Here is a 23,261-nt window from a genome sequence, read left to right as displayed (position 1 = left end):
GCCTGCTCCTGCGCCGAGGCGCGGATCTCGGCCGCGGCCGCGTTCAGGTCCGCCGTCGCCGCCCGGTTCGTCCGCGCCAGGTCCGACAGACCCGAGACCATCGTGTTCAGCGTCGTGCTCAGACGGCCGATCTCGTCGCGCCCGCCCGCCGCCAGCTGGCCAGACAGGTCGCCCTCGCCGACGCGGCCGACGAAAGCCATGACCGTCTCGAGCGGCCGCACCACCGCGCGGCTGATCAGCCACGTGATCAGGACCGCCAGCAGCACCGCGGCGGCCAGGGTCAGGTAGATCGAGAGGCGCGAGCGCTCGTAGACCTCCTGCGCGGCGCGCTGTCCCAGCGCCATGCCGCCGTCGAGCTGCGAGCGGAGGTTCTTGATCCCCTCGAGGAAGGGTGCCTGCAGCCGCGCGATCTCCGCGTTGCGGGCCTCGACCGCCGCGACGTCCTGCTGGGCGATGGCGGCGAACTGCGCCTCGCCCTGCGCCCTGACCTCGCGGAACGAGCCCTGGACCGCGGTCGCCGCCGCGGCGATGCGGTCCCAGGCCGCGACGCGCTCGGCGGATACGACCTGCGTCCGGTACTGGGTGGCGAGCTGGATCGTCGTGGCGAGCCGGTTCTCGACCTGGGCCGCGGTCTGGCGCCAGGTCGCCAGGGTGTCGCCGGCCTGGGTCGCGCGCCCCTGGGCCTGCATCAGCATCGTGATCACGGCCGTGCGGCGCAGGAGACCGAGGTCGCGCGCGTCGTTCCCGAGATCGTCGAGCTGGCGCAGGATCGTCATGTCCCGCCGGACGATCGCGTCGGTCGTGTCGCGCACGGCGCCGATCTGCTCCAGGGCGTAGAGGCCGAGCGCCACCACCACCACCGTGATGGCGAAGAAGCCGAGGAGGATGCGTTTTCCGATCGAGAGCGACACGGGCGGGGATGGCTCCGGTTGGGGCAGGCGGCCCGGTCAGGGCAGCGCGCGGCGCAGGAGGCGGGGGAGGTCGATGACGACGAAGTCGGGACGGCCGTCGCCCGCCGCCCCGGAGGCCGGGGCATAGACCGAGGCGGCCTCGTTGCCCAAGCGGTCGGGATCGGCCGCCCCGGCGCCGGCCGCGGCGACCGCGCCAGGGGCCCGGGCGATGCCCAGGACCCGGTCCACCGCGAGGGCGAGGGGCTGGGGGTGGACGCCGCGCAGCACGATCATGTGGGCCGCCGCGTCGGCGTCGGACGCGGGATCCGGCCGGCCGAGGGCCCGGGCGAGGCTGAGCACGCCGACGATCCGCCCGGACAGGGCGACGAGACCGTCCAGCGCCGGCACCGCCCCGGGCATCGGCGTGGCGGGGCGCGACGGCAGGACCTGGGCGACGGCCGCCAGCGGCACGCCGTAGCGCTCGCCGCCGCAGGCGCAGACGAGGTGATCGACGCCCGAATCGGTCGCGGCCGCCGCGGCACCGCGCCGGGCGAGGGCGGCGGCGCGCTCGGCGCGCAGGTCCCGCTCCGGCCGCGGACGGCCGCCCTGTGCACTCGGGCCTGCGCCCATCAGGACCTCCTGCTGCCGGCGCCGCCGAGCGCGGCGCGGGCCGCGGCCGCGCTGGCCGCGATCTCGCCCGCGGAGGCGCCGTCGCCCTCGGGCAGCGCCGTGTCCGGCCCGAGGGCTTGACTCAAGGCGACGGCGTTGTCGAGGGCGCGGAGCGCCTCGTGCGGCCGTCGCAGCGCGATCAGCAGCAGGCCGAGGTGGTAGTGGGCCATCACGAAACCGCGGTCGAGGTAGAGCGCGGCCCGCAGCGCCCGCTCGGCCTCGGCGTCGCGTCCGAGGGTGCGGGCCAGGAGACCCTCGTAGAAGCGCAGGGCGGTGTCGGTCGGATCGCGGTCGAGGGCGCCCCGCAGCGCCCGCCAGGCCGCTCCGGTCTCGCCGGAATCGGCCAGCGCGCGGATCCGGTCGAGGTCGACGGCGTCCTCCTCTTCCGGCCGGTCCTCCCGGGTCTCGGGCGCTGCGGGAGCCGGACCGGTGCCGGGTGCGGCGACCGGGTCCGGGGAGGGAACGGCCGCGGCGTCGGCCTCTGCGGCCCCGGACTGGCCCGGGCCAGGATCCGCCGGGGGCGGCTCCGTCGCCTGTCGCGCCGGAGGGACGGGGTCCGGTGCGGGCGCACCGGACAGGTCGACCGATGGCGCGACCGGCGGCGCCTCGGCGCGCGGTCGGTAGGCCACGGTCCCCGGCAGGCTGACGGCGTCGAGGAAGCTCGCGAAGGCGGGACTCGGCTCGGCGTGGCCGAGGAGCAGCCAGCCCTCCGGCCGCAACCTTCGGCCCAGCCCGCGCACCACCGCGGCGACCGTCCGGGCATCGAAGTAGATCAGCACGTTCCGGCAGAGGATCAGGTCGAAGGGCTCGCCCTGCGGCGGCCCCGGCTCGACGAGGCTCAGCAGGTTGCCGCGCTCGAACCGGACCGGACCGCGGTATTCGGGCCGGAGGGCGTAGCCGCCCTCGCGCCGGATGCCCGGCGCGGGCGGCAGCCGGGTGAAGTAGCGGAGCCGGTCCTCCGGCGGCATGGTCCGGAGCGCCCAGCGGCCGTACTCGGCGGCGCGGGCCGTGGCGAGCGCCTCGACGCTGATGTCGGTGCCGAGGATCGCCACCCGCCACTCGGGCAGGGCGTCGCCGAGCAGCTCGTGCACCAGGATCGCCAGGGAATAGGCCTCGGCCCCGGTGGAGCAGCCCGCGCTCCAGATCCGCAGGACGCGCTCGGACGCCCGCGCCGCGATCAGCGCCGGCAGGATCGTCGCGCGCAGCGCGCTGAACTGCTCGGCGTAGCGGAAGAAGAACGTCTCGCCGACGGTGATCTCAGCTTCCAGCCGGGCCCATTCCGCCTCGCCTTCCGCGCCGCTCGACAGGAGGGCCGCGTAGGCGGCGCAATCGGCCACGGCGGCGGCGCGGAACCGGCGGTGCAGCCGCTCGATCAGCAGCTCGTCCTTGTCGGTGTAGTAGTGGTGGCCGGTGCGCGCGATGATCCGCGCCTTGAGCGGCGCGTAGGCGGGATCGGCACTCAGGTCGGGACGGGGATTCCCCGGTCGGGCCATCGCGCGGTCAGACGGCGTGCGGCAGCGCGGCGAGACGTTCGGCGGCCGCCCGGGCCAGGGCGTCGACGCGGGCCCGTTCCTGCACGGTCAGGAGGCGCTCCGGCGCCAGAGCGTGGACGAGGCGCTCGCCGAGGACGAGCTCGGCCGCGACGCAGCCGTTGAGCGTGTCGGCCGCCTCGGCCGGCCGGACCGCGGAATCCGGGACGGTCGCGAGGTCCGCCACGCGATCGACGAGGTACGCGACGGCCTCGCCCTGCATCAGCGCGAGATGGGCGTAGAGACCGGGCGTCGCGCCGGCCGGGCGCAGGCCGAGCAGCGCCGCGAGGTCGACGACCGGGACCGGCGTGCCGCCGAGATTGAGGAATCCGGTGAGCCAGCTGCCGGAAGCGGGCGGCGCGTGCAGATCCGGCAGCGGCAGGATCTCGGCGACCGCGCCGCGGGGCAGGGCGCAGGCCGTGCCTGCGACATCCAGCAGGAGATAGGCCGAACCGCTGCTGGCCACCGCCACCCGCTCCCCTGTTGCTCGGTCGCGGCCGGGCCGGGACGGGTCGCGACATAGGCCGAGTTAACGCTGCCGGCAATTGTGCGCCGCACGGGCGCGATGACGCGGAACCAAGTCTCGCCTGAGCCGCTTATTTTCCGACGCAGCGGCAACGCGCCTGACGAGGCGCGGCGCTTTGCCTGCGCCGGTCTACGCCAGGGATTGACGATGAGGAAACTTCTGTTGGCCGCCGCGTCGCTGACGCTCCTCGCGGGCTCCGCCTACGCCCAGGGCAACTCGCCCTACAACGCCTCGGGCGCGCAGGCCGGCGGCCCGCGCGGCGGCCTGGAGCGCGCCGGCGAGGCGGCCGCGATGGAGCAGGGAGCCGCTCCGGCCGCGCGTCCGATGATGCGCAAGCGCATGAAGCACAAGCGGATGAAGCATCATCGCCGGATGCGCCACCACATGTGAGTGGCGAACACCGGGACGCGCCGCAGGCGTCGTCCGGGTGGCTCGGCCTGTCGCACCCGCGGCAGGCCTTTTTTATGCCCGGTCGCAGGCGAAATGCCGGTCGTGCGGGCCTGAAGCATAGTGCAGTCCGGTCGACGCGTGCCGTCCGACTGTTGCCGGCCGGCGCGGCGCGGTCCAGAGTTGTGCGAAAGCCGCTACGCCCGAACATGTTCGCAAACGAACATCGTCCGGCAATCAGTACAGCGGTGCGACGGCCTCACGAAGGCGAGGGAGTATCGATGTCACGACCGCTCGACCGGAGATCCGACGACAGGATCGAGGCGACCGGTGTCGAGGGGCGGCGCAGCGCGATCGTCGCCTCGGTCCGCCAGCGCGGCTTCGTGACGATCGAGGCCCTGGCGGCGCAGTTCGGCGTCACCGTCCAGACGATCCGGCGCGACCTCAACGAGCTGAGCGCCGAGGGGCGGCTGGAGCGCTACCGCGGCGGCGGCGGCCTGCCCTCCAGCGTCGAGAACATCGATTACGCCGACCGGCGGGTGACCCTGCTGCCGGAGAAGAGCCGGATCGGCCGCCTCGCGGCGAGCCGTATCCCGTCGCACTGCTCGGTCTTCATCAACATCGGCACGACACCGGAGGCCGTCGCCCGCGAGCTGACCCGACACGACGATCTCAGCATCATCACCAACAACCTCAACGTGGCGATCTCGCTCGCCGAGACGACCGAGTTCCGCATCGTCGTGGCGGGCGGCACCGTGCGGAACCGCGATGGCGCGGTGCTGGGTCAGCTCACCTGCGACACGCTCAGCCAGTTCCGGGTCGACGTGGCGGTGATCGGCATCAGCGGCATCGACGGCGACGGGGCGCTCCTCGACTACGATTACGAGGAGGTGCGGGCGACCCAGACCATCCTGGCCCATGCCCGGAAAACCTTCCTGGTGGCCGACCACACCAAGTTCACGCGGCGGCCCATGGTCCAGGTCGGGCGCCTGGAGCAGGTCGACACCTTCTTCACCGACCGGGCGCCACCGGCCGAGATCGTCGCGCTCATGGAGCGCCTGGGCGTAAACTTGGCGGTCGCCGACAGCGCGGACGAACCGTAACGAACATCAATTTTTCGCTTGCGAAAGCCGACCGCCGCGTCAATATAGTGCCGAACCGCCACCAAGGCGGCCCAGGAGGAATCATGGCGGCTGCACCGCGACAGCGCGAGCCGTCCGACGCCTACGATCTCCTGATCATCGGCGGCGGCATCAACGGCACGGGCATCGCCCGGGACGCGGCCGGCCGGGGTCTGTCGGTCCTGCTGGCCGAGCGCGGTGACTTGGCCGGCTTCACCTCCTCGTCGTCGACGAAGCTGATCCACGGCGGCCTGCGCTACCTCGAATACTACGAGTTCCGCCTCGTGCGTGAGGCGCTCGCCGAGCGCGAGCGGCTGCTGCGGCTCGCCCCGCACGTGATCTGGCCCCTGCGCTTCGTCCTGCCTCACGACGAGGGCCTGCGCCCGGCCTGGATGCTGCGGCTCGGCCTGTTCCTCTACGATCACCTCGCGCGGCTGCGCACGCTCCCGGGCTCGCACGGGGTCGACCTGCGCAGCTCCGCCTACGGGGCGCCGCTGCAGCGGCGCCTGACGCGCGGCTTCGTCTATTCCGACTGCTGGGTCGAGGACAGCCGCCTCGTGGTGCTCAACGCCATGGACGCCCGCGAGCGCGGCGCCACGGTGATGACCCGCACCGGCGTCGTCTCGGCCCGGCGCGAGGGTGACGGCTGGGTCGCGACGCTGCGCGACGAGCGCGGCGGCACCGAGCGGACGGTCCACGCGAAGGCCGTCGTCAACGCCGCCGGCCCGTGGGTCAGCGAGACGCTCGGCGGCACGCTCGGCATCAACAGCCGCGCGGCGGTGCGGCTGATCAAGGGCAGCCACATCGTGGTCAAGCGCCTGTTCGCGGGCGATCAGGCCTACATCCTGCAGCAGCCCGACAAGCGCATCATCTTCGCGATCCCCTACGAGCGCGACTTCACGCTGATCGGCACCACCGACGTCCCCTACGAGGGCGAGCCCGGCCCGGTCTCGATCTCCGAGAGCGAGACCGACTACCTCTGCGGCTGCATCAACCGCTCCTTCGACACGACGATCACCCCGGCCGACGTGGTCTGGAGCTACTCGGGCGTGCGCCCGCTCTACGACGACGCGGCCGAGAACGCGTCGGCCGTGACCCGCGACTACGTCCTCGACGTGGAGGACCAGGGCGGGGCGGCTGCGGTGCTGTCGGTCTTCGGCGGCAAGATCACGACCTACCGGCGGCTCGCCGAGCACGCGCTCGAGAAGCTGAAGCCCTACTTCCCGCACCTCGGGAAGTCCTGGACCGGCGACGCGGTCCTGCCGGGCGGCGCCATGAAGGACGCCGATTTCGACCAGTTCCTCGCCAAGCTGCGGGCCGAGACGCCGTTCCTTCCGGAGGAGACCGCCCGCCGCCTCGCCCGCGCCTACGGCACCCGGGCCCGGGACATCGTCGGGACGGCGCAGTCCCTGGCGGATCTCGGCGAGGCCTTCGACGGCGGCCTCACGGCGGCCGAGGTCGACTACCTGCGCACCGAGGAGTGGGCGGTCACCGCCGACGACATCCTGTGGCGGCGCTCCAAGCTCGGTCTGCGCACCGGCGCGGAGAGCGCCGCGCGCCTCGCCGCCTACCTCGACCGCAGGGCCGAGGCCGCCTGACGCTTTCGAACCCGATCCGGCGACAGACCGCTCGGGCCATCTAGGGGAGGGAACGATGAGCCGTTACGTCGGGGCCATCGACCAGGGCACAACCAGCAGCCGCTTCATCGTGTTCGACCGGGAGGGCAGCGTGATCGCACTCGCCCAGGCCGAGCACGCGCAGATCTACCCGGCTCCCGGCCACGTCGAGCACGACGCCACCGAGATCTGGACGAAGACCCAGAGCGTGATGCGCGAGGCCCTGGAGAAGGGCGGGCTCCAGCCCTCCGACCTCGCGGCAGTCGGCATCACCAACCAGCGCGAGACCACGCTGATCTGGGACCGGACGACCGGCAAGCCCCTGCACAACGCCCTGGTCTGGCAGGACACCCGCAACGACCGGCTGGTGGGCGAGTTCGCCCGCGACGGCGGCCGCGACCGGTTCCGCGACCTCACCGGCCTGCCGCTGGCGAGCTACTTCTCCGGCCTCAAGCTGCGCTGGCTGCTCGACCACGTCGAGGGCGCCCGGCAGAAGGCCGAGGCCGGGGACGTGCTGTTCGGCAACATCGACACGTGGCTCGTCTGGAACCTGACCGGCGGCACCGAGGGCGGCCTCCACGTCACCGACGTGACCAACGCCAGCCGCACGCAGCTCATGTCACTGAAGACCCTCGACTGGGACGAGGGCATGCTGTCGACCTTCGGCATCCCGCGGGCGATGCTGCCGAAGATCGTCTCGTCGAGCGAGGTCTACGGCGAGACCAGCGCTCCGTTCGCGGGCGTTCCGATCGCCGGCATCCTGGGCGACCAGCAGGCGGCCCTGTTCGGCCAGACCTGCTTCGCGCCGGGCGAGGCCAAGAACACCTACGGCACCGGCTGCTTCGCGCTGATGAACACCGGCGAGGAGCCGGTCCCGTCGAAGGCCGGCCTCGTCACCACGCTGGCCTACCGCCTCGACGGCCAGAAGCCGGCCTACGCGCTCGAAGGCTCGATCGCCATCACGGGCGCCCTGGTGCAGTGGCTGCGCGACAACCTGCACATGATCAAGGATTCCGCCGAGGTCGAGACGCTCGCCACGACGGTCGAGGACAACGGCGGCGTCTACTTCGTGCCGGCCTTCTCGGGCCTCTACGCGCCGCACTGGAACGAGGGCGCCCGCGGCCTGATCATCGGCCTGACCCGCTACGTCAACCGCGGCCACATCGCCCGCTCGGTGCTGGAGGCGACCGCCTTCCAGACCCGCGAGGTGCTGCAGGCCATGGCCAAGGATTCTGGCATCCCCGTCAAGGAGTTGCGGGCCGACGGCGGCATGGTCGCCAACAACACCCTGATGCAGTTCCAGTCCGACCTGCTCGACGTGCCGGTGGTGCGCCCGAAGGTGGCCGAGACCACGGCGCTCGGCGCCGCCTACGCGGCGGGTCTCGCGGTCGGCTACTGGAAGGGCCTCGACGACCTCAAGCGCAACTGGGGCGTCGACAAGCGCTGGACGCCGAAGATGGATGCCGGCCAGCGCGAGAAGATCGCCGCCGCCTGGAGCCGGGCTGTGCAGCGCTCCTTCGACTGGAAGACCGACGAGGATTGAGACGGGCTCGGGGCGCACACGCCCCGCGCAGTCCCACTCGCGCCCGCATCCGGAGCCGCTGCGCGGCGGCCTCGAAGAAGGGCTCCAGATCGCCGCGGGATCCCCGGAGGCCTTCGAAGAGGCCTCCGGGGCGCTCCGGTACCGCAGGAGAGGGTGCCGGCCCGGATCTGCGTAACCATTCGGTGACCGCCACCGGCGTTCACGCGCTCGCCAAAGCTTTGAACTTTCACAAAAAGCAGCGAACGGGGGAGACGAGACGATGACATCACCCTTCCTGGGCGAATTCCTGGGCACCATGACCCTGATCGTGCTCGGCGACGGCGTCGTGGCCGGCGCCCTGCTCAAGCATTCCAAGGGCGAGAATGCCGGCTGGATCGCCATCACGGCGGGCTGGGCCTTCGCGGTCCTCGCGGGCGTCTTCGTGGCCAACGCCACCGGCAGCGCCGACGCCCATATCAACCCGGCCGTCACCGTGGCGGGCGCGGTCAGTTCCGGCGATTTCAGCAAGATCCCCGTCTACATCCCGGCCCAGATGCTCGGCGCCTTCGTGGGCGCCGTGCTCGTCTGGCTCCACTACCTGCCGCACTGGGGCGCGACCCAGGATCCCGGCCTCAAGCTCGCCTGCTTCTGCACCGGCCCGGCGATCCGCGACGCGAAGGCCAACTGGATCTCCGAGATCATCGCGACCTTCTTCCTGATCCTGACGATCTCCGCCCTCGTGACCACCACCCTGGGCTCGGCCGGCGCGATCCCGCGGGCCGTCGCGCCCTACATGGTCGGCATGCTGGTCTGGGGCATCGGCCTGTCGCTCGGCGGCACCACCGGCTACGCCATCAATCCGGCCCGCGACCTCGGGCCGCGCGTCGCCCACGCGGTGCTGCCGATCGCCGGCAAGGGCAGCTCCGACTGGGGCTACGCGCTGATCCCGGTGGCCGCGCCCCTGGTCGGGGCGGTGCTGGCCGGGCTCTTCGTCCGGGCGCTGGGGATCTGACGGAACGGCCGCACCCTCAACCACCGCGGGGCGGCCCGGCGTCGCGGCGGTTTGCGGCGCGCGGCCTTGGGCCTTAAGTCAGGACGATCCCGACCGCGCCCCTGGGGCGCTTGCCCGCGGTGTGCCCCCGACCCATGGCCGTCGTCCTCGACACCCTGAAGAACGATCCGCGGCCGGTCCGCCTGCGCCACCCCGAGAAGGCGCACCGGCCCGACCAGCCCGTCCAGGCCAAGAAGCCGGACTGGATCCGCGTGAAGGCGCCGGGTTCGAGGGCCTGGTCCGAGACGCAGAAAATCGTGCGCGAGCACGGTCTGGTCACGGTCTGCGAGGAGGCGGGCTGCCCGAATATCGGCGAGTGCTGGGAGAAGCGGCACGCCACCTTCATGATCATGGGCGACACCTGCACGCGGGCCTGCGCCTTCTGCAACGTGCGCACCGGCCTGCCCGACGCCCTCGACCTGGGCGAGCCGGACAAGATCGCCGATTCGGTGGCCAAGCTCGGCCTGCACCACGTGGTCATCACCTCGGTGGACCGGGACGACCTGAAGGACGGCGGCGCCGAGCATTTCGCCCGGACCATCGCGGCCATCCGGCTCGCGAGCCCCGGCACGACCGTCGAGATCCTGACGCCCGACTTCCTGCGCAAGGACGGGGCGCTGGAGGTCGTGGTCGCCGCCAAGCCCGACGTGTTCAATCACAACCTGGAAACGGTGCCGGCCAAGTACCTCACGGTGCGGCCGGGTGCCCGCTACTTCCACTCGGTGCGCCTGCTGCAGCGGGTGAAGGAGCTCGACCCGACGATCTTCACCAAGTCCGGCATCATGGTGGGGCTCGGCGAGGAGCGGAACGAGGTGCTCCAGCTCATGGACGACCTGCGCTCGGCCGACGTCGACTTCCTCACCGTCGGCCAGTACCTGCAGCCGTCGAAGAAGCACCACGAGGTCGTGCGCTTCGTCCCCCCCGACGAGTTCAAGGCCTACGAGACCACCGCCTACGCCAAGGGTTTCCTGCTGGTCTCGGCCACGCCGCTCACGCGCTCGTCGCACCATGCCGGCGAGGATTTCGCGCGTTTGCAGGCGGCGCGCCTGGCCAAACTGTCGCCCGCGCTCTCGGCCTGAGGATATCCGAAGACCATGCCGTCCTTCCGGGTCACCCGCGCGGTGAAGCACACGCCGCAGCAGATGTACGACCTCGTCGCCGACGTGGAGCGCTACCCCGAGTTCCTGCCGCTCTGCGAATCCCTGCGGGTGATCCGCCGGCAGGACATGCCCGAGGGCGGCCAGGTGCTGATCGCCGAGATGGGCGTCGGCTACAAGGCGATCCGCGAGCGCTTCACCACCCGGGTCACCCTCGATCCGGCGAGTCTCAAGATCGTCGCCGAGTACATCGACGGCCCGTTCCGGCACTTGGAGAACCGCTGGCTGTTCAAGGACGGCCCCGACGGCGGCTGCAACGTCGACTTCTTCATCACCTACGAGTTCAAGAGCCGCACCCTGGGGCTCCTCATGGGCACGATGTTCGACCGCGCCTTCCGCAAGTTCACCGACGCTTTCGAGGGGCGGGCGAACCGGATGTACGGGGCGCGGGCTTAGCCGCCGTCCTCGCGCGCACCGTGAAGCGACCCAGGGAAATGGGACGCCGCCGAATGTGGCGTTGCCCTGGATTGCTTCGCTGCGCTCGCAAAGACGGTGCGCAGGGATGGCGTCAGGCCCGCAGCGACACGCGCACGTGCTCGGGCCGCACATCCATCCCGATCCTCAGCGCCGGAAGGACCTGAAGCCGCGGCAGGGCGTCGAGGAGGCGCAGGGCCAGCGGCGCCCGGAGCGGCACGTCGGCCGCCAGCGACGCGGCGATCACGCGGGACTGAATGGGGGAGGGCGCGGAAGCGCTCGGTGAAGCCCGGCTCGTCCATCGGCTGGAGGGGTGGATGGTGTCGCCGCGGAAGTCGCGCAGGAAGTCCGCGTGCGTCTCCAGAACGGTGACGTCGAGGCTCGCGCGGACGAAGAGCAGGCCGGCCATCGTCCCGGCGGGGCCCCCGCCGACGAGGCAGAGGCGGGTCGTCACCGTACCCGTGGGCCGTCCTTCCCGTGCCGCGATCAGTCGCCGAGGGCGTCCTCCAACAGACCGAGCGCGTCGGCCACGGCGGCGCGGCGGATGCCCGCGCGCCCGAGATCGCCGTAACGCCGCTCCAGGTGGCGCGTCTCGCCATCTCGCCGACTGAGGCCGAAATGCACCAGCCCCACCGGCTTCTCGGCGCTCCCGCCCCCCGGGCCGGCGATGCCGGTGATCGCGACAGCGACGGAGGCCCGCGACGCGGCCAGCGCCCCGGCGGCCATCGCCCGCGCCACGGGCTCGCTGACCGCGCCGTGCCGGCGGATCAGGTCGATGGGCACACCGATCGCCTCGGCCTTCGCGTCGTTCGAGTAGGTGACGAAGCCGCGCTCCAGGACGGCCGACGAGCCCGGTACCGCGGTGAGCAGCCCGGCCACGAGGCCGCCCGTGCAGGACTCGGCGGTGGCGACGGTGCGCCCGTCCGCCGCGTAGGCGGTCACCAGCGCCTCGGCCCGGGCGAGAAGCTCTGCGTCGTCGACCATCGCGAACGGGCTCCCCTCGGGCGCCGCCGCCCTATCTCCTGTTGTGACCCATGGCCGAGCCCGGCTCAAGGACCGGCGGCCGCCGACTGGAGACAGCCCTTCCATGATCTTCCCCGCGACCACGGCCTTCTACGCCGGGCTGCTCGCCCTCGTGTACCTAGGCCTCTCGGGATGGGTGATCGGGGCCCGCGTCTCCGGGAACGTGCTGCTCGGCGACGGCGGCGACGACACGGTCCTCAGGCGCGTGCGCTCGCACGCCAATTTCGCGGAATACGTGCCGCTGGCCCTGATCGTCATCGGCCTGCTGGAGGCGAGCGGCGGCAGCCACGGGCTCGTCCGGGCGCTGCTGGTCGCCCTGCTGGTCGCCCGGATCCTGCACCCGATCGGGATGTTCGCGCCCCCGAACTCGCCGCGCCAGTTCGCCTGCCGGGGCGGCGGCATCCTGCTGACGATGGCGGTCCTGGGCGTCGCGGCGATCGCGCTGCTGGTGCGGGTGGCCTGACACCGAGCGCGACGCGCCCAGCCCTGGCCGCCCAGCCCTGGCCGCCCAGCCCTGGCCGCTCAGCCCTGCCGCATCGCCGTCTCGGCCTGCGCGTCGAGGGCGGGGCCGTCCTCCTCGGGCAGCCGGACCGTCGCGGCCGCCTGGGCGGCGAGCCCCTCCGCCCGGCCGACGAAGCCGAGCTTCTCGGTGGTCGTCGCCTTGATGGAGACCGCCGAGAGCGGAACGCCCGCGATGGCGGCGATGCGCGCGCGGATCTCCTCGCGGTGCTTGCCGATGCGGGGAGCCTCGGCGAGCACGGTGATGTCGAGGTGGTCGATGCGGCCGCCGCGGGCACGGACGAGGTCGCAGGCATGGGCCAGGAACTGGTCCGAGGAAGCCCCGCGCCAGCGCTCGTCGGAGGGTGGGAAGTGGGTGCCGATATCGCCGTCCGCGATGGCCCCGAGCAGGGCGTCGGTCAGGGCGTGCAGCGCGACGTCGCCGTCCGAATGGGCGAGCACGCCGCGGTCGGCGGGGATCTTCACTCCGCCCAGCCAGACATGGTCGCCGGTGGTGAAGGCGTGCACGTCGAAGCCGGTGCCGAGGCGGGTCACGTAGGTGGTCATGGCGCGGGCTCCCGGCGCTGGCAATGCGGTGGTCTCGGTCGCGAAGGCGCGGTCCGCCTCGATCAGGTCGGCGGGCTGGGTGATCTTGCGGTTGGCGACGTCGCCCGCGAACACCACCACCGGCAGGCCGGCCCATTCGGCGAGGGCGCCGTCGTCGGTGAAACCGTCGAGGCCCTGCGCGGCGGCGTCTCGGTGGGCGCCGAGCAGCGGGCCGAACACGAAGGCCTGGGGTGTCTGGACCGCGCGCAGGTGCTCCCGCGGCGGGGTCTCGTGCACCCGGCCGATGCCGGGCGCGATGTCGACGACGCGCTTGACCGTGTCGGTGACCGGCACGCCGGGAACGGCCGCCCCGTGGTCGCGGCCAGCCGCGATCGCCCGGGCGATCAAAGCGGAATCCACGTAGGGGCGGGCGGCATCGTGGACGAGCACGATCTCGGGCGCGTCGCCGGCGGCCAGGGCCTCGAGACCGGCGCGCACGGAGAGCTGGCGCGTCGCGCCGCCCTCGACCGGCGGCGCGAGCTTGGCGCGGATCGCGGGCGCGAGTTCCTCCAGGCAGTCGCGGAAGAACTCCGCCGCGTCGGCGGCGATCACAGGCTGGATCCGCGCGATCGCGTCGTCCGCCGCGAGCGCCGCCAGGGTGCGGGTGAGGACCGCCTGGCCGCCGACTCGGCGGTACTGCTTGGGGGTGCCGCCGCCGATGCGGATGCCGCGTCCGGCCGCCACCACCACCGCGGCGACGCCGGCTCCCGCGCTGGCGGGTCCGGTGGCTGGCGTGCCGGTGGCGGGCATGGGCAACGAGCTCGTGACGTCCTGAGGGGCGGAATGGCGGCCAGCGCGCGGGCCAGGCGTGCCGCCGTGACCCTGCCGCGGAGGGTGCCCGTCGTTTAAGCGGGGGAGGGCCCGAAATCAACGCGCGGTCCCGCTTGCCAGCGGACCGGCTTTGCCTCATTGTTGTGCAGAATGACGACTGACCAATATTTGAGCGCGCTGCGCCGTGCGGGAGCGACCGCGGAGGGGGCAAACGGGACCGATCCCGCCCCGCTCTGCCTGCTCGCGCCGCTCTCGGGCGTCACCGACCTGCACATGCGCCGCATCGCCCGCCGCTGCGGCGCCGACGCGGTCGTCTCCGAGATGGTGGCGGCCCGGGAACTCGCGCGCGGGTCCGGCGAGGCCGCGATGCGCGCCGAGGGCTCCGGGGTCGACCTGCACGTGGTCCAGCTCGCGGGCTGCGAGGCGGGCCCGATGGCGGAGGCCGCCCGGATCGCGGAGGCCGGGGGCGCCGACGTGATCGACGTGAACATGGGCTGCCCGGCCAAGATCGTGACGGGGATCGCCTCGGGCTCGGCCCTGATGCGCGACCTCGACCACGCCGAGCGCCTGCTCGCCGCGGTCCGGGGCGCGGTGTCGGTCCCGGTGACGGTGAAGATGCGCCTCGGCTGGGACGACGCGAGCCGCAACGCCGTGGATCTCGCCGCCCGGGCCGAGCGGCTGGGCCTGAACGCCGTGACGGTCCACGGGCGCACCCGGCAGCAATTCTACAAAGGCAGCGCCGACTGGTCGGCGATCGGGGCCGTCGTCGCGGCGGTGTCGATCCCGGTGATCGCCAACGGCGACGTGACCGACCTCGCCAGCGCCCGCGCCTGCCTGGACGCCTCCGGCGCCGCGGGCGTCATGATCGGCCGTGCGGCGACCGGCCGCCCCTGGCTGGTCGGCCAAGTCGCCGCGGCGCTCGCGGGCCGGCCGGCCGCGGAACCGTCCCGGGCCGCGCAGGCCGTCCTGGCCGCCGAGCATTACGCGGGGCTGCTGTCGCTCTACGGCCGCGACATGGGCGTGCGCCACGCCCGCAAGCACCTCGCCGCCTATGCCGAGACCGGCGGCGCGCTGGGTCCCGCGGAACGCGCGACCCTCCTCACCACCACCGACCCGGAGATCGCGCTCAACCTGCTGGCCCGGGCCTTCGCGGGTGCGGCGAACCCCGTGCAGGAGGCCGCGTGAGCGACGAGCCCCTCCCGCGCGAACCCGGCACCCGGCGCGACACGGCCGCCGAGGCCGTCCTGAACGCGCTGCCGCTGCCGGTCCTGACCATCGGCGCCGACGAGCAGATTCTCCACTGCAACCACGCCGCGGAGGCGTTCTTCGACTACTCGGCGCGCCTGATGCAGCGCCGGCGCCTGCGCGACATCATCCCGTTCGCCTCGCCGATCATCGCGCTCGTGGCCGAGGTCCGCCGCCGCCGCGCCAGCGTCAGCGAGTACCGGGTCGAGCTGACCCAGCCGCGCCTCGGCCTGGAGCGCAGCGTCGACGTGTTCGCGACGCCGCTCGGCGACGACGGCGAGGCCGTGGTGATGATGCTCCAGGAGCGCACCATCGCCGACAAGATGAACCGCCAGCTCACCCATCGCGGCGCGGCGCGCTCGATGGTGGCGCTCGGCGCGATGCTGGCCCACGAGATCAAGAACCCGCTCGCCGGCATCCGCGGCGCGGCGCAGCTCCTCGAGAGCACCGGCGCCGAGGAGGACCGGCTGCTCACCCGCCTGATCTGCGACGAGTCGGACCGGATCGTCCGCATCGTCGAGCGCATGGAGCTGTTCGGCGACGAGCGCCCCTCGGATCGCGGCGCCGTCAACGTCCACGGGGTGCTCGACCAGGTGAAGCGCTCGGCGCAGTCGGGCTTCGCCCGGCACATCCGGTTCATCGAGACCTACGACCCGTCGCTGCCGCCGGTGCTCGGCAACCGCGACCAGCTGATCCAGGTGATCCTGAACCTCGTGAAGAACGCCGCCGAGGCGATCGGCCCGGACGCGGTCGAGGGCGAGATCACCCTGTCGACCGCCTTCCGCACCGGCCTGCGCCTGCAGGTTCCGGGCTCCCGCGAGCGGGTCAGCCTGCCGATCGAGGTGGCGGTGCGCGACAACGGCCCGGGCATCTCGGCCGACCTGCTGCCCGACCTGTTCGACCCGTTCGTCACCACCAAGGCGCAGGGTTCCGGCCTGGGTCTTGCTTTGGTGGCCAAGATCGTCGGCGATCACGGCGGGATCGTCGAGTGCGATCCCGCCCCGCGCCGCACGGCGTTCCGCATCCTTCTGCCGATGTCGAGTGCCCGGGACGGGCGCGAATCGGCGGTCGATCCGTGATGTCGATCCCCGAATCCGGCCCCCCGTCGGAGGTCTGAGTAGAGAGTCATGCCGAACGGCCACATCATCGTCGCCGACGACGACGCCGCCATCCGCACCGTGCTGAACCAAGCGCTGTCCCGGGCGGGCTACGAGGTCCGCTCGACGGGCAACTGCGCCACCCTCTGGCGCTGGGTCGCGCAGGGGGAGGGCGACCTCGTCATCACCGACGTGGTCATGCCCGACGAGAACGTGTTCGACCTGCTGCCGCGCATCAAGCGGGTGCGGCCGGAACTGCCGATCATCGTGATGAGCGCGCAGAACACCTTCATGACGGCGATCCGCGCCTCGGAGCGCGGCGCCTACGAGTACCTGCCCAAGCCCTTCGACCTGAAGGAGCTGATCGCCATCGTCGGCCGGGCGCTCTCGCGCCCCCGCGGCGCGGCGCCGGCCGGGGCGCCCCCCGAGAACGAGGACATCCCGCTGGTCGGCCGCTCGCCGGCCATGCAGGAGATCTACCGGGCGCTCGCCCGGCTGATGCCGACCGACCTCACCGTGATGATCACCGGCGAGTCGGGCACCGGCAAGGAGCTGGTCGCCCGCGCGCTGCACGATTACGGCCGCCGCCGCACCGGCCCGTTCGTGCCGGTCAACATGGCGGCGATCCCGCGCGACCTGATCGAGTCCGAGCTGTTCGGCCACGAGAAGGGCGCGTTCACGGGCGCGCTCCAGCGCTCCGCCGGCCGGTTCGAGCAGGCCGAGGGCGGCACGCTGTTCCTCGACGAGATCGGCGACATGCCCATGGAGGCGCAGACCCGGCTGCTGCGCGTGCTCCAGCAGGGCGAGTACACGACGGTGGGCGGGCGCGTCCCGATCCGCACCAACGTCCGGATCATCGCGGCCACCAACAAGGACCTGCGGGTCTCGATCCAGCAGGGCATCTTCCGCGAGGACCTGTTCTTCCGCCTCAACGTCGTGCCGCTGCGGCTGCCGGCCCTGCGCGAGCGCTCCGAGGACGTGCCGGACCTCGTCCGCCACTTCTTCGTGCTGGTCGAGCGCGAGGGCCTGACCCGGAAGACCCTGGACGGCGACGCCATGGAGCGGCTGAAGCGCTACCGCTGGCCCGGCAACGTCCGCGAGCTCGAGAACCTCGTCCGGCGGCTCGCCGCCCTCTACCCGCAGGAGACGATCACCGGCCCGGTGATCGAGGCCGAGCTCGACACGCTGCCGCTGGCGACACCCGCGGCGCCGGCCGCCAACGGCGCCGCCCGCAAGGCCAACGGCGAGTCGGAGACCCTGTCCAGCGCGGTGGAGCGCCACCTCTCGGACTACTTCTCCGGCTATCGCGACACGCTGCCGCCCCCCGGGCTGTATCACCGGATCCTGCGGGAGATCGAAGGCCCGCTGATCGGCGCGGCGCTCGCCGCCACCCGCGGCAACCAGATTCGGGCCGCGGAGCTGCTCGGCGTCAACCGCAACACCCTGCGCAAGAAGGTCCGCGACCTCGACCTGCAGGTCTTCCGGACGGCGCGGTAGGGCGATCCCCGGCCGATCCCAACACATCCCAGGTCCCGAGGTGCGCGCGGCGCGCCCCGGGATCACGCGGAGGGTGGGATGAGCGCGCTCCGGCCCGCTCTCAGCGGCCCGGCAGGATCGGGTCGCCGCGCATCAGCGCGTGCAGCCGCTCCGTGTCGAACCCGTTGGGGATGCTGGGCACGGCCGGCTTCGGCGCCGGTGCGGCCTTCGCCGTAAGCGGGATCGACCCCGTCGCCGACGGCTCGGCCTGGGCGGCACGGACCACCGGCGCCGGCGCCAGATGGGCGAGCCGGTCGGCGCTGACGAGGGCGACGGTCGCCGTCGAGACGAGGACGAGGACGGCGCCGAGGAGGGAACGCAGGATACGCAAGCGACCACCCGGGACGCGACTTGAGACGGCAACAGATTTACGGCGCGGCCGTTAACGAAGCCCCACTCCAAGTCTTCGGGAGGCGATATTGACCAACGTCCAGGCCACCGCGAGCGACAGCCCGTTCATCCAGGGCCGCAACGCGCGCCTCTACGGGAAGCCCGTGAGCGAATGCCCCTATCCGGAGGGCTCCCAGGAGCGCGCCGCGTGGATGGAGGCCTACGAGGAGGCCGCGGTCTCGGATCCGCCCGAGAAGCCGTGACGGCGGAAAACGCGGCGGCCCGGCACTGCGAGCCCGCGCGTCCGGCTTGACCTCGCCGGGCGCGGCGCGCTTCGTGCGGTGCACCGCAACGCGATCTCCGAGCCTCGATGTCCCTGAAGCCCTCGCCCGACGCCACGCAGACCTTCGCGCCCGCGACGCGCCTCGTCCAAGCGGGCCGCGACCCGGGCGAGCAGCACGGCTTCGTGAACACGCCGATCTACCGCGGCTCCACGGTCCTCTACCCGACCTACGACGCGATCAAGAACCGGCGCGGGCGCTACAATTACGGCACCTCGGCGACGCCCACCATGGACGCGCTGACGGGGGCCTGGACGGAACTCGCCGGCGCCGCCGGCACCGTCGTGACGCCCTCGGGCCTCGCGGCGCTCACCGTGGCGCTGATGGCCGCGGTGTCGGCGGGCGACCACCTCCTCGTCACCGATTCCGCCTACCGGCCGACCCGCCAGTTCTGCGACGGCGTGCTGGCGCGCTACGGCGTCGAGATCACCTACTACGACCCGGTCATCGGCGCCGGCATCGCGGAACTGATGCGCCCGAACACCCGGGCCGTGCTGGTCGAGGCGCCCGGATCTCAGAGCTTCGAGATGCAGGACATCCCGGCCATCGCCGAGGTGGCGCACGCCCACGATGCCTGCGTGATCATGGACAACACCTGGGCGACGCCGCTGCTGTTCCCGCCGCACGCGCGCGGGGTCGACATCGCCGTGGAGGCCGGCACCAAGTACCTGAGCGGCGGCTCGGACCTGCTGATCGGCCTGACCTCCGCCAACGCGCGCTACTACCCGGCCGTGCGCCGCACCTTCGACCATTTCGCCATGTGCGCCGGCGCCGAGGACATCTTCCTGGCGCTGCGCGGCCTGCGGACGATGAACCTGCGGCTGCGCGAGCACGGCCGCGCCGGCCTTGAGATGGCCCGGTGGTTCCAGGCGCGCCCCGAGGTGCTGCGGGTGCTCCATCCCGGCCTGCCGGAGGATCCGGGCCACGCGATCTGGAAGCGCGACTTCGCGGGCGCCTCCGGTCTGTTCGGGGTGATCCTCAAGCCGGTGCCCGAGGCGGCGGTGGCGGCCATGCTCGACGGGCTGCAGCTCTTCGGGATGGGCTTCTCCTGGGGCGGCTTCGAGAGCCTCGTGATCCCCTTCGACTGCGCGGGCTACCGGACCGCGACCCGGTGGGCGCCCGGCGGACCGGCGCTCCGCTTCCACATCGGCCTCGAGGACACCGCCGACCTCAAGGCCGACCTCGACGCCGGCTTCGCGCGCCTCCGGGCGGCGTCGTAGGGCGGTCCCGTCCCCGACGGGCGGGGACCGGCGAACCTCAGGGCCGGGACGCGCGGCGGGAGCGGCGCCACATCCGCGCATCGTGATGTGCGTGCGCGCCGTCGCGACCGGCGACGGCACCACCGTATTTGACCTCGCGCCGCGTTCCTGATTGACCGGCCCGGCATGACCACGAGCCTCTCCGCCGGCGGCGCGCCGCGCCTTGCCCCCGTCGACCGGATCGGCCGCGGGCTCGACGCGCTGAGCCTCACCCATGCCAGGGCCGCCGCCGCCCTGCTGGCGCTGTGCCTGCTCCTGTTCCTGCCGGGCCAGATCTCGCTGCAGCCGATGGACCGCGACGAGCCCCGCTTCGCCCAGGCCTCGAAGCAGATGCTGGAGAGCGGCGACCTCGTGGATATCCGCTTCCAGGGCGAGGCGCGGCACAAGAAGCCGGTGGGGATCTACTGGGCGCAGGCCGCCGCCGTGGCGGCCGGCGAGGCGCTGGGCGTGCCCGGCGCCCGCACCCAGATCGCCCTGTACCGCATCCCGTCGCTGATCGGCGCCGTCGCCTCGGTCCTGCTCGCCTACTGGGGGGCGCTCGCCTTCCTGCCCCGACGGTCGGCGCTGCTCGCCGCCGCCCTCTACGGCGCCTGCCTGATGCTCTCGGCCGAGGCCCACCTCGCTAAGACCGACGCGCTGCTCGCCGCCTGCGCCACCGCGAGCCTCGCCGCGCTCGCCCGCGCGTGGCTGGCGCCGCGGGACGGCAGGCCGGTCTCGGGGCCGACCTTCGCGGCGTTCTGGCTCGGCATGGCGGTCGGGATCCTGGTGAAGGGGCCGATGGTGCCGCTCTTCGTCGCGCTGCCGGCGCTCGGCCTGTCGCTCGTCGCGCGGTCCGGCCGCTGGCTGCTGCCCCTGCGGCCGTGGCCGGGCCTCGCCCTGACGCTCCTGCTGGTGGCGCCCTGGTTCGCGGCGATCGCCTGGAAGAGCGGCGGCGCGTTCTACGCCGAGGCGGTCGGGCACGACATGCTCGGCAAGGTCGGCGGGGTGGCCGAGCGGCACTGGGGACCGCCCGGGGCCTACGCGCTCGTGTTCTTCGCGACCTTCTGGCCCGGGGCGGCCTTCGCCGCCATGAGCCTGCCCTTCGCGTGGCGGGCGCGGCGGGAGCCCGCCGTGATCTTCCTGATCGCCGCGGTGCTGCCGGCCTGGCTGATCTTCGAGGCGGTGCCGACCAAGCTGCCCCACTACGTGCTGCCGCTGATGCCCTGGCTCGCGATCCTGACCGTGCTGGCGCTGAACCGGGGTGCGCTGGACCCGCGCCTGCGGGGCGCCCGCCTGACGGCCCTGCTGCTGCCGGCGATCCCGGTCGCCCTGACCCTCGGCCTCTGCCTCGCCGGCTGGCGCCTGGACGCCCACACGATCCCGTGGCCGGCCCTCCCGCTGCTCGCCGCTGCCTGCGCGGTCGCATTCCTGGCCTGGCTCGCCTTCGCGCACGGGTCGGCCGAGCGCGCGCTCGTCCTCGGCGTGCTGGCCTCCGCCCTGCTCGGGCCCGCGGTGCTCGGCGTGGCGCAGCGCTCGCTGCCGGCCCTGAAGGTCTCGCCGCGGCTCGCGGCCCTGCGCGAGCGGATGCCCTGCCCGAACCCGCTCGTGGCGAGCCTCGGCTACCGCGAGCCGAGCCTCGTCTTCCTCGTCGGCACCGGCCTCGCCCTGCCGCCCGACGGGGCCGCCGCCCGGTCCTTCCTCGAGGGCGGCGGCTGCCGCCTGCTCTTCGTGGAGTCCCGGGACCGCGACGATTTCAACGCGGCCTGGCCGGTGGGACGCGGCGCGCCCGCGCCCCTGGCGGAGGTCGAGGGCTTCAACCTCAACACCGGCCGCCGGGTCTTCGTGACGGCCTACGCGGTGGCGCCGTGAGCGGATCCCCCCATCTCAGCGTCGTCGTTCCGGTCAAGAACGAGGCCGGCAACATCGCGCCCCTGGTGGCCGAGATCGAGGCCGCCTGCGCGGGCCTCGCCTTCGAGCTGATCTACGTGGATGACGGCTCCACCGACGGCACGCCGGCGGCCCTGGCGGCGGCCCGGGCGGGGCGCCCCTGGCTGCGGGTGCTGCGCCACGCGCGGAGCGGCGGCCAGTCGGCGGCGGTGCGCAGCGGCGTCCTGGCGGCCCGCGGCGGGATCGTCGCGACCCTCGACGGCGACGGCCAGAACGATCCGGCCTTCATCCCCGCGCTGCTCGAGGCCCTTGAGGCGGCGGGACCGGGGGCCGGTCTCGCCCAGGGCCAGCGGCGCGGCCGCAAGGACGGCCGCTTCAAGATGCTCCAGTCCCGGATCGCCAACGGCGTGCGCGGCCGGATCCTCAACGATTCCACCCGCGACACCGGCTGCGGCCTGAAGGTCTTCCGCCGCGCCGTGTATCTCAGGCTGCCGTATTTCGACGCCCTGCACCGGTTCATGCCGGCCCTGGTCGCCCGCGAGGGCTTCTCCGTCGTCCACCGCGACGTGGTCGACCGGCCGCGGCTGACGGGGGTGTCCAATTACGGCCTGTTCGACCGCCTCTGGGTCGGGCTCCTCGACCTCGCCGGCGTCTGGTGGCTGATCCGGCGCAAGCGCGCGGACCCGCGGCCCGAGGAGATCGCCGGCCCGGCCGGCGCGCCGGCGGAGCCGCCGGCCGGCCAACCCGCGGACCAGGACGTCGGATGCTGATCCAGCTCGCCCACGATCTGCCGGCCTATTTCTACGACGTGTTCGTCACCCGGCTCGACTTCTGGCTGGTGTTCGGAATCGTCGCCCAGGTGGTGTTCGGATCGCGCTTCATCCTGCAGTGGATCGCGAGCGAGCGGGCCGGGCGGAGCGTGATGCCGCTGTCGTTCTGGTTCCTGTCGATCCTCGGCGGGATGATGACGCTGGTCTACGGGTTCGTGCGCCGCGAGCCGGTGATCATCATCGGCCAGAGCCTCTCCACCGGCATCTACCTGCGCAACCTCGCGCTGATCTTCCGCGAGCGGCGGAGGAAGCGGGGCGCCGCATGACACGGACGCCGCTGCCCGCCTTCTACGACGACCTCGACGCCACCTTCGCGGAACTCTGGCGGCTGCTGGCGGACGGGGCCGCCCATGGCCGTGGCGGCGTCCACCTGCCGACCCTGGCGACGCTCGGGGCCGATGGCGGGCCGCGGCTGCGCACCGTGGTCCTGCGCGCCGCCGACCCGGGAGAGGGAACGCTCCGGTTCCACTGCGACCGCCGCTCCGACAAGGCCGCCGAGATCCTGGCCGCCCCCGCCTGCGCCCTCGCCGCCTACGACGCGGCCGCGAAGATCCAGATCCGCGTCGAGGGCCGCGCCGCGCTGCACACCGACGACGCTCTGGCCGAGGCGGCCTGGACCGGGTCCCGGGCGATGAGCCGGGTCTGCTACGGGGCCGAGCCCGGCCCCGGCACGTCGCTTCCGGCGGGGGACGCCTACAGCCTGCCGGACGAGACCGCGGCCGCGACGCTCGGCCGGCCGCACTTCGCCGCCGTTCTGGTTCGGGCCGAGCGGCTGGATTTCCTCTATCTCGACCGCCGCGGACACCGCCGGGCCGCCTGGCATCGGCTGGCCGGCGGGTGGTCCGGTGGCTGGATCGCGCCGTAGCCGGAGCGCCGTCCGCGAGCCGGGCCGCCCGGGGTCGGCTCGCCGGTCCAGATGGCAGCCCTGCACCGCCCGGCCTGTCGCGATCGGGCCGTCCGGGCTAAAGCCCGCGGAC

Annotated in this window: 24 protein-coding genes and 1 pseudogene; 17 read left to right on the top strand and 8 right to left on the bottom strand. The window is 73.1% G+C overall.

Annotation, left to right across the window (positions count from 1 at the left end):
* From C4T42_RS10985 to C4T42_RS10970, 4 genes are all read right to left on the bottom strand, one after another.
* Positions 1 to 911: HAMP domain-containing protein (locus C4T42_RS10985; protein ID WP_146073994.1), on the bottom strand; the 911-nt coding region annotated here is incomplete at its 3' end.
* A gap of 36 nt (positions 912 to 947) precedes the next feature.
* On the bottom strand, positions 948 to 1,520 hold the full coding sequence (locus C4T42_RS10980) for a chemotaxis protein CheW (RefSeq protein WP_020095424.1): 573 nt from the start codon (positions 1,518 to 1,520) through the stop codon (positions 948 to 950).
* Complete coding sequence (locus C4T42_RS10975) at positions 1,520 to 3,052, bottom strand: protein-glutamate O-methyltransferase CheR (protein WP_020095423.1); 1,533 nt, start codon at positions 3,050 to 3,052, stop codon at positions 1,520 to 1,522. Before C4T42_RS10975 ends, C4T42_RS10980 begins: the two co-directional genes overlap by 1 nt.
* Positions 3,053 to 3,059: 7 nt before the next feature.
* Positions 3,060 to 3,554, bottom strand: a complete 495-nt coding sequence (locus C4T42_RS10970; protein ID WP_026605288.1) for a chemotaxis protein CheW — start codon at positions 3,552 to 3,554, stop codon at positions 3,060 to 3,062.
* Positions 3,555 to 3,761: 207 nt separating this feature from the next.
* Here C4T42_RS10970 and C4T42_RS10965 point away from each other — a divergent pair, with 207 nt between their 5' ends.
* From C4T42_RS10965 to C4T42_RS10935, 7 genes are all read left to right on the top strand, one after another.
* Positions 3,762 to 4,004 (top strand): hypothetical protein, encoded by a 243-nt coding sequence (locus C4T42_RS10965; RefSeq protein WP_026605287.1) that lies wholly within the window; start codon positions 3,762 to 3,764, stop codon positions 4,002 to 4,004.
* Positions 4,005 to 4,282: 278 nt separating this feature from the next.
* Positions 4,283 to 5,104 (top strand): DeoR family transcriptional regulator, encoded by an 822-nt coding sequence (locus tag C4T42_RS10960; protein WP_020095420.1) that lies wholly within the window; start codon positions 4,283 to 4,285, stop codon positions 5,102 to 5,104.
* 83 nt (positions 5,105 to 5,187) lie between these two features.
* A complete protein-coding gene (gene glpD, locus C4T42_RS10955; RefSeq protein WP_020095419.1) occupies positions 5,188 to 6,720 on the top strand; it encodes a glycerol-3-phosphate dehydrogenase in 1,533 nt (510 codons plus the stop codon).
* A gap of 55 nt (positions 6,721 to 6,775) precedes the next feature.
* On the top strand, positions 6,776 to 8,281 hold the full coding sequence (gene glpK, locus C4T42_RS10950) for a glycerol kinase GlpK (protein WP_020095418.1): 1,506 nt from the start codon (positions 6,776 to 6,778) through the stop codon (positions 8,279 to 8,281).
* Between the two features lie 259 nt (positions 8,282 to 8,540).
* Positions 8,541 to 9,272 carry an MIP/aquaporin family protein gene (locus C4T42_RS10945; RefSeq protein WP_020095417.1) on the top strand — a complete coding sequence of 244 codons (732 nt, stop codon included), beginning with the start codon at positions 8,541 to 8,543 and terminating at the stop codon, positions 9,270 to 9,272.
* A 134-nt stretch (positions 9,273 to 9,406) separates the two neighbouring features.
* Positions 9,407 to 10,390, top strand: a complete 984-nt coding sequence (lipA, locus tag C4T42_RS10940; protein ID WP_020095416.1) for a lipoyl synthase — start codon at positions 9,407 to 9,409, stop codon at positions 10,388 to 10,390.
* A gap of 15 nt (positions 10,391 to 10,405) precedes the next feature.
* Positions 10,406 to 10,864 carry a type II toxin-antitoxin system RatA family toxin gene (locus tag C4T42_RS10935; protein ID WP_020095415.1) on the top strand — a complete coding sequence of 153 codons (459 nt, stop codon included), beginning with the start codon at positions 10,406 to 10,408 and terminating at the stop codon, positions 10,862 to 10,864.
* A 278-nt stretch (positions 10,865 to 11,142) separates the two neighbouring features.
* Here the strand turns inward: C4T42_RS10935 and C4T42_RS31345 are convergent.
* Positions 11,143 to 11,291 (bottom strand): annotated as a pseudogene (locus C4T42_RS31345) (FAD-dependent oxidoreductase); the annotation flags it as partial.
* A gap of 77 nt (positions 11,292 to 11,368) precedes the next feature.
* Positions 11,369 to 11,866: a CinA family protein gene (locus C4T42_RS10930; RefSeq protein WP_020095414.1), complete on the bottom strand. Its 498-nt coding sequence runs from the start codon at positions 11,864 to 11,866 to the stop codon at positions 11,369 to 11,371.
* A 103-nt stretch (positions 11,867 to 11,969) separates the two neighbouring features.
* On the opposite strand from C4T42_RS10930, the gene C4T42_RS10925 reads away from it, so the two are divergent.
* Positions 11,970 to 12,368 (top strand): MAPEG family protein, encoded by a 399-nt coding sequence (locus C4T42_RS10925; protein WP_020095413.1) that lies wholly within the window; start codon positions 11,970 to 11,972, stop codon positions 12,366 to 12,368.
* A gap of 59 nt (positions 12,369 to 12,427) precedes the next feature.
* On the opposite strand, the gene C4T42_RS10920 is transcribed toward C4T42_RS10925, so the two are convergent.
* A complete protein-coding gene (locus C4T42_RS10920; RefSeq protein ID WP_020095412.1) occupies positions 12,428 to 13,759 on the bottom strand; it encodes a bifunctional 2-C-methyl-D-erythritol 4-phosphate cytidylyltransferase/2-C-methyl-D-erythritol 2,4-cyclodiphosphate synthase in 1,332 nt (443 codons plus the stop codon).
* 171 nt (positions 13,760 to 13,930) lie between these two features.
* On the opposite strand from C4T42_RS10920, the gene dusB reads away from it, so the two are divergent.
* From dusB to ntrC, 3 genes are read left to right on the top strand one after another with little or no spacing between them, the layout of a single operon-like run.
* Complete coding sequence (gene dusB / locus C4T42_RS10915; protein WP_026605285.1) at positions 13,931 to 14,965, top strand: tRNA dihydrouridine synthase DusB; 1,035 nt, start codon at positions 13,931 to 13,933, stop codon at positions 14,963 to 14,965.
* A complete protein-coding gene (locus C4T42_RS10910) occupies positions 14,962 to 16,104 on the top strand; it encodes an ATP-binding protein (RefSeq protein ID WP_020095410.1) in 1,143 nt (380 codons plus the stop codon). The genes dusB and C4T42_RS10910 overlap by 4 nt, the downstream gene beginning before the upstream one ends.
* 48 nt (positions 16,105 to 16,152) lie before the next feature.
* Positions 16,153 to 17,619, top strand: a complete 1,467-nt coding sequence (gene ntrC, locus C4T42_RS10905; protein ID WP_012319142.1) for a nitrogen regulation protein NR(I) — start codon at positions 16,153 to 16,155, stop codon at positions 17,617 to 17,619.
* A 100-nt stretch (positions 17,620 to 17,719) separates the two neighbouring features.
* Here the strand turns inward: ntrC and C4T42_RS10900 are convergent, their stop codons facing one another.
* The gene (locus tag C4T42_RS10900; protein ID WP_020095409.1) at positions 17,720 to 17,989 is read right to left on the bottom strand and encodes a hypothetical protein; all 270 of its coding nucleotides are present in this window, start codon (positions 17,987 to 17,989) and stop codon (positions 17,720 to 17,722) included.
* 88 nt (positions 17,990 to 18,077) lie between these two features.
* Between C4T42_RS10900 and C4T42_RS31925 the strand changes: the two genes are divergently transcribed.
* From C4T42_RS31925 to C4T42_RS10875, 6 genes are all read left to right on the top strand, one after another.
* A complete protein-coding gene (locus C4T42_RS31925) occupies positions 18,078 to 18,251 on the top strand; it encodes an Rmf/CrpP family protein (protein WP_020095408.1) in 174 nt (57 codons plus the stop codon).
* Between the two features lie 107 nt (positions 18,252 to 18,358).
* Positions 18,359 to 19,549, top strand: a complete 1,191-nt coding sequence (metC, locus tag C4T42_RS10895; protein ID WP_103985093.1) for a cystathionine beta-lyase — start codon at positions 18,359 to 18,361, stop codon at positions 19,547 to 19,549.
* 165 nt (positions 19,550 to 19,714) lie between these two features.
* Entirely contained in the window at positions 19,715 to 21,436 is a 1,722-nt protein-coding gene (locus C4T42_RS10890) for a glycosyltransferase family 39 protein (protein WP_020095406.1), read from the top strand.
* Positions 21,433 to 22,224, top strand: a complete 792-nt coding sequence (locus tag C4T42_RS10885; protein ID WP_020095405.1) for a glycosyltransferase — start codon at positions 21,433 to 21,435, stop codon at positions 22,222 to 22,224. Before C4T42_RS10890 ends, C4T42_RS10885 begins: the two co-directional genes overlap by 4 nt.
* A complete protein-coding gene (locus C4T42_RS10880; protein ID WP_020095404.1) occupies positions 22,218 to 22,550 on the top strand; it encodes a lipid-A-disaccharide synthase N-terminal domain-containing protein in 333 nt (110 codons plus the stop codon). Before C4T42_RS10885 ends, C4T42_RS10880 begins: the two co-directional genes overlap by 7 nt.
* Positions 22,547 to 23,149, top strand: coding sequence for a pyridoxamine 5'-phosphate oxidase family protein (locus C4T42_RS10875; RefSeq protein ID WP_020095403.1), 603 nt, complete (start codon positions 22,547 to 22,549; stop codon positions 23,147 to 23,149). Before C4T42_RS10880 ends, C4T42_RS10875 begins: the two co-directional genes overlap by 4 nt.
* Positions 23,150 to 23,261 lie beyond the last annotated feature (112 nt).

Origin of the sequence: Methylobacterium sp. 190mf, assembly GCF_900107945.1 — a bacterium.
Classification (GTDB): domain Bacteria; phylum Pseudomonadota; class Alphaproteobacteria; order Rhizobiales; family Beijerinckiaceae; genus Methylobacterium.
The sequence above is the reverse complement of the archived record's forward strand: the minus strand, read 5'-3'. Positions and strand labels throughout refer to the sequence as shown.

What these genes read in the sequence shown, in the direction of transcription:
- C4T42_RS10965 (WP_026605287.1), top strand. Translation starts at nt 3,762, where the DNA reads ATGAGGAAACTTCTGTTGGCCGCCGCGTCGCTGACGCTCCTCGCGGGC.
- glpD (WP_020095419.1), top strand. Translation starts at nt 5,188, where the DNA reads ATGGCGGCTGCACCGCGACAGCGCGAGCCGTCCGACGCCTACGATCTC.
- lipA (WP_020095416.1), top strand. Translation starts at nt 9,407, where the DNA reads ATGGCCGTCGTCCTCGACACCCTGAAGAACGATCCGCGGCCGGTCCGC.
- ntrC (WP_012319142.1), top strand. Translation starts at nt 16,153, where the DNA reads ATGCCGAACGGCCACATCATCGTCGCCGACGACGACGCCGCCATCCGC.
- C4T42_RS10975 (WP_020095423.1), bottom strand. Translation starts at nt 3,052, where the DNA reads ATGGCCCGACCGGGGAATCCCCGTCCCGACCTGAGTGCCGATCCCGCC.
- C4T42_RS10945 (WP_020095417.1), top strand. Translation starts at nt 8,541, where the DNA reads ATGACATCACCCTTCCTGGGCGAATTCCTGGGCACCATGACCCTGATC.
- C4T42_RS10935 (WP_020095415.1), top strand. Translation starts at nt 10,406, where the DNA reads ATGCCGTCCTTCCGGGTCACCCGCGCGGTGAAGCACACGCCGCAGCAG.
- C4T42_RS10920 (WP_020095412.1), bottom strand. Translation starts at nt 13,759, where the DNA reads ATGCCCGCCACCGGCACGCCAGCCACCGGACCCGCCAGCGCGGGAGCC.
- C4T42_RS10925 (WP_020095413.1), top strand. Translation starts at nt 11,970, where the DNA reads ATGATCTTCCCCGCGACCACGGCCTTCTACGCCGGGCTGCTCGCCCTC.
- C4T42_RS10890 (WP_020095406.1), top strand. Translation starts at nt 19,715, where the DNA reads ATGACCACGAGCCTCTCCGCCGGCGGCGCGCCGCGCCTTGCCCCCGTC.
- dusB (WP_026605285.1), top strand. Translation starts at nt 13,931, where the DNA reads ATGACGACTGACCAATATTTGAGCGCGCTGCGCCGTGCGGGAGCGACC.
- C4T42_RS10875 (WP_020095403.1), top strand. Translation starts at nt 22,547, where the DNA reads ATGACACGGACGCCGCTGCCCGCCTTCTACGACGACCTCGACGCCACC.
- metC (WP_103985093.1), top strand. Translation starts at nt 18,359, where the DNA reads ATGTCCCTGAAGCCCTCGCCCGACGCCACGCAGACCTTCGCGCCCGCG.
- C4T42_RS10980 (WP_020095424.1), bottom strand. Translation starts at nt 1,520, where the DNA reads ATGGGCGCAGGCCCGAGTGCACAGGGCGGCCGTCCGCGGCCGGAGCGG.
- glpK (WP_020095418.1), top strand. Translation starts at nt 6,776, where the DNA reads ATGAGCCGTTACGTCGGGGCCATCGACCAGGGCACAACCAGCAGCCGC.
- C4T42_RS10930 (WP_020095414.1), bottom strand. Translation starts at nt 11,866, where the DNA reads ATGGTCGACGACGCAGAGCTTCTCGCCCGGGCCGAGGCGCTGGTGACC.
- C4T42_RS10960 (WP_020095420.1), top strand. Translation starts at nt 4,283, where the DNA reads ATGTCACGACCGCTCGACCGGAGATCCGACGACAGGATCGAGGCGACC.
- C4T42_RS10880 (WP_020095404.1), top strand. Translation starts at nt 22,218, where the DNA reads ATGCTGATCCAGCTCGCCCACGATCTGCCGGCCTATTTCTACGACGTG.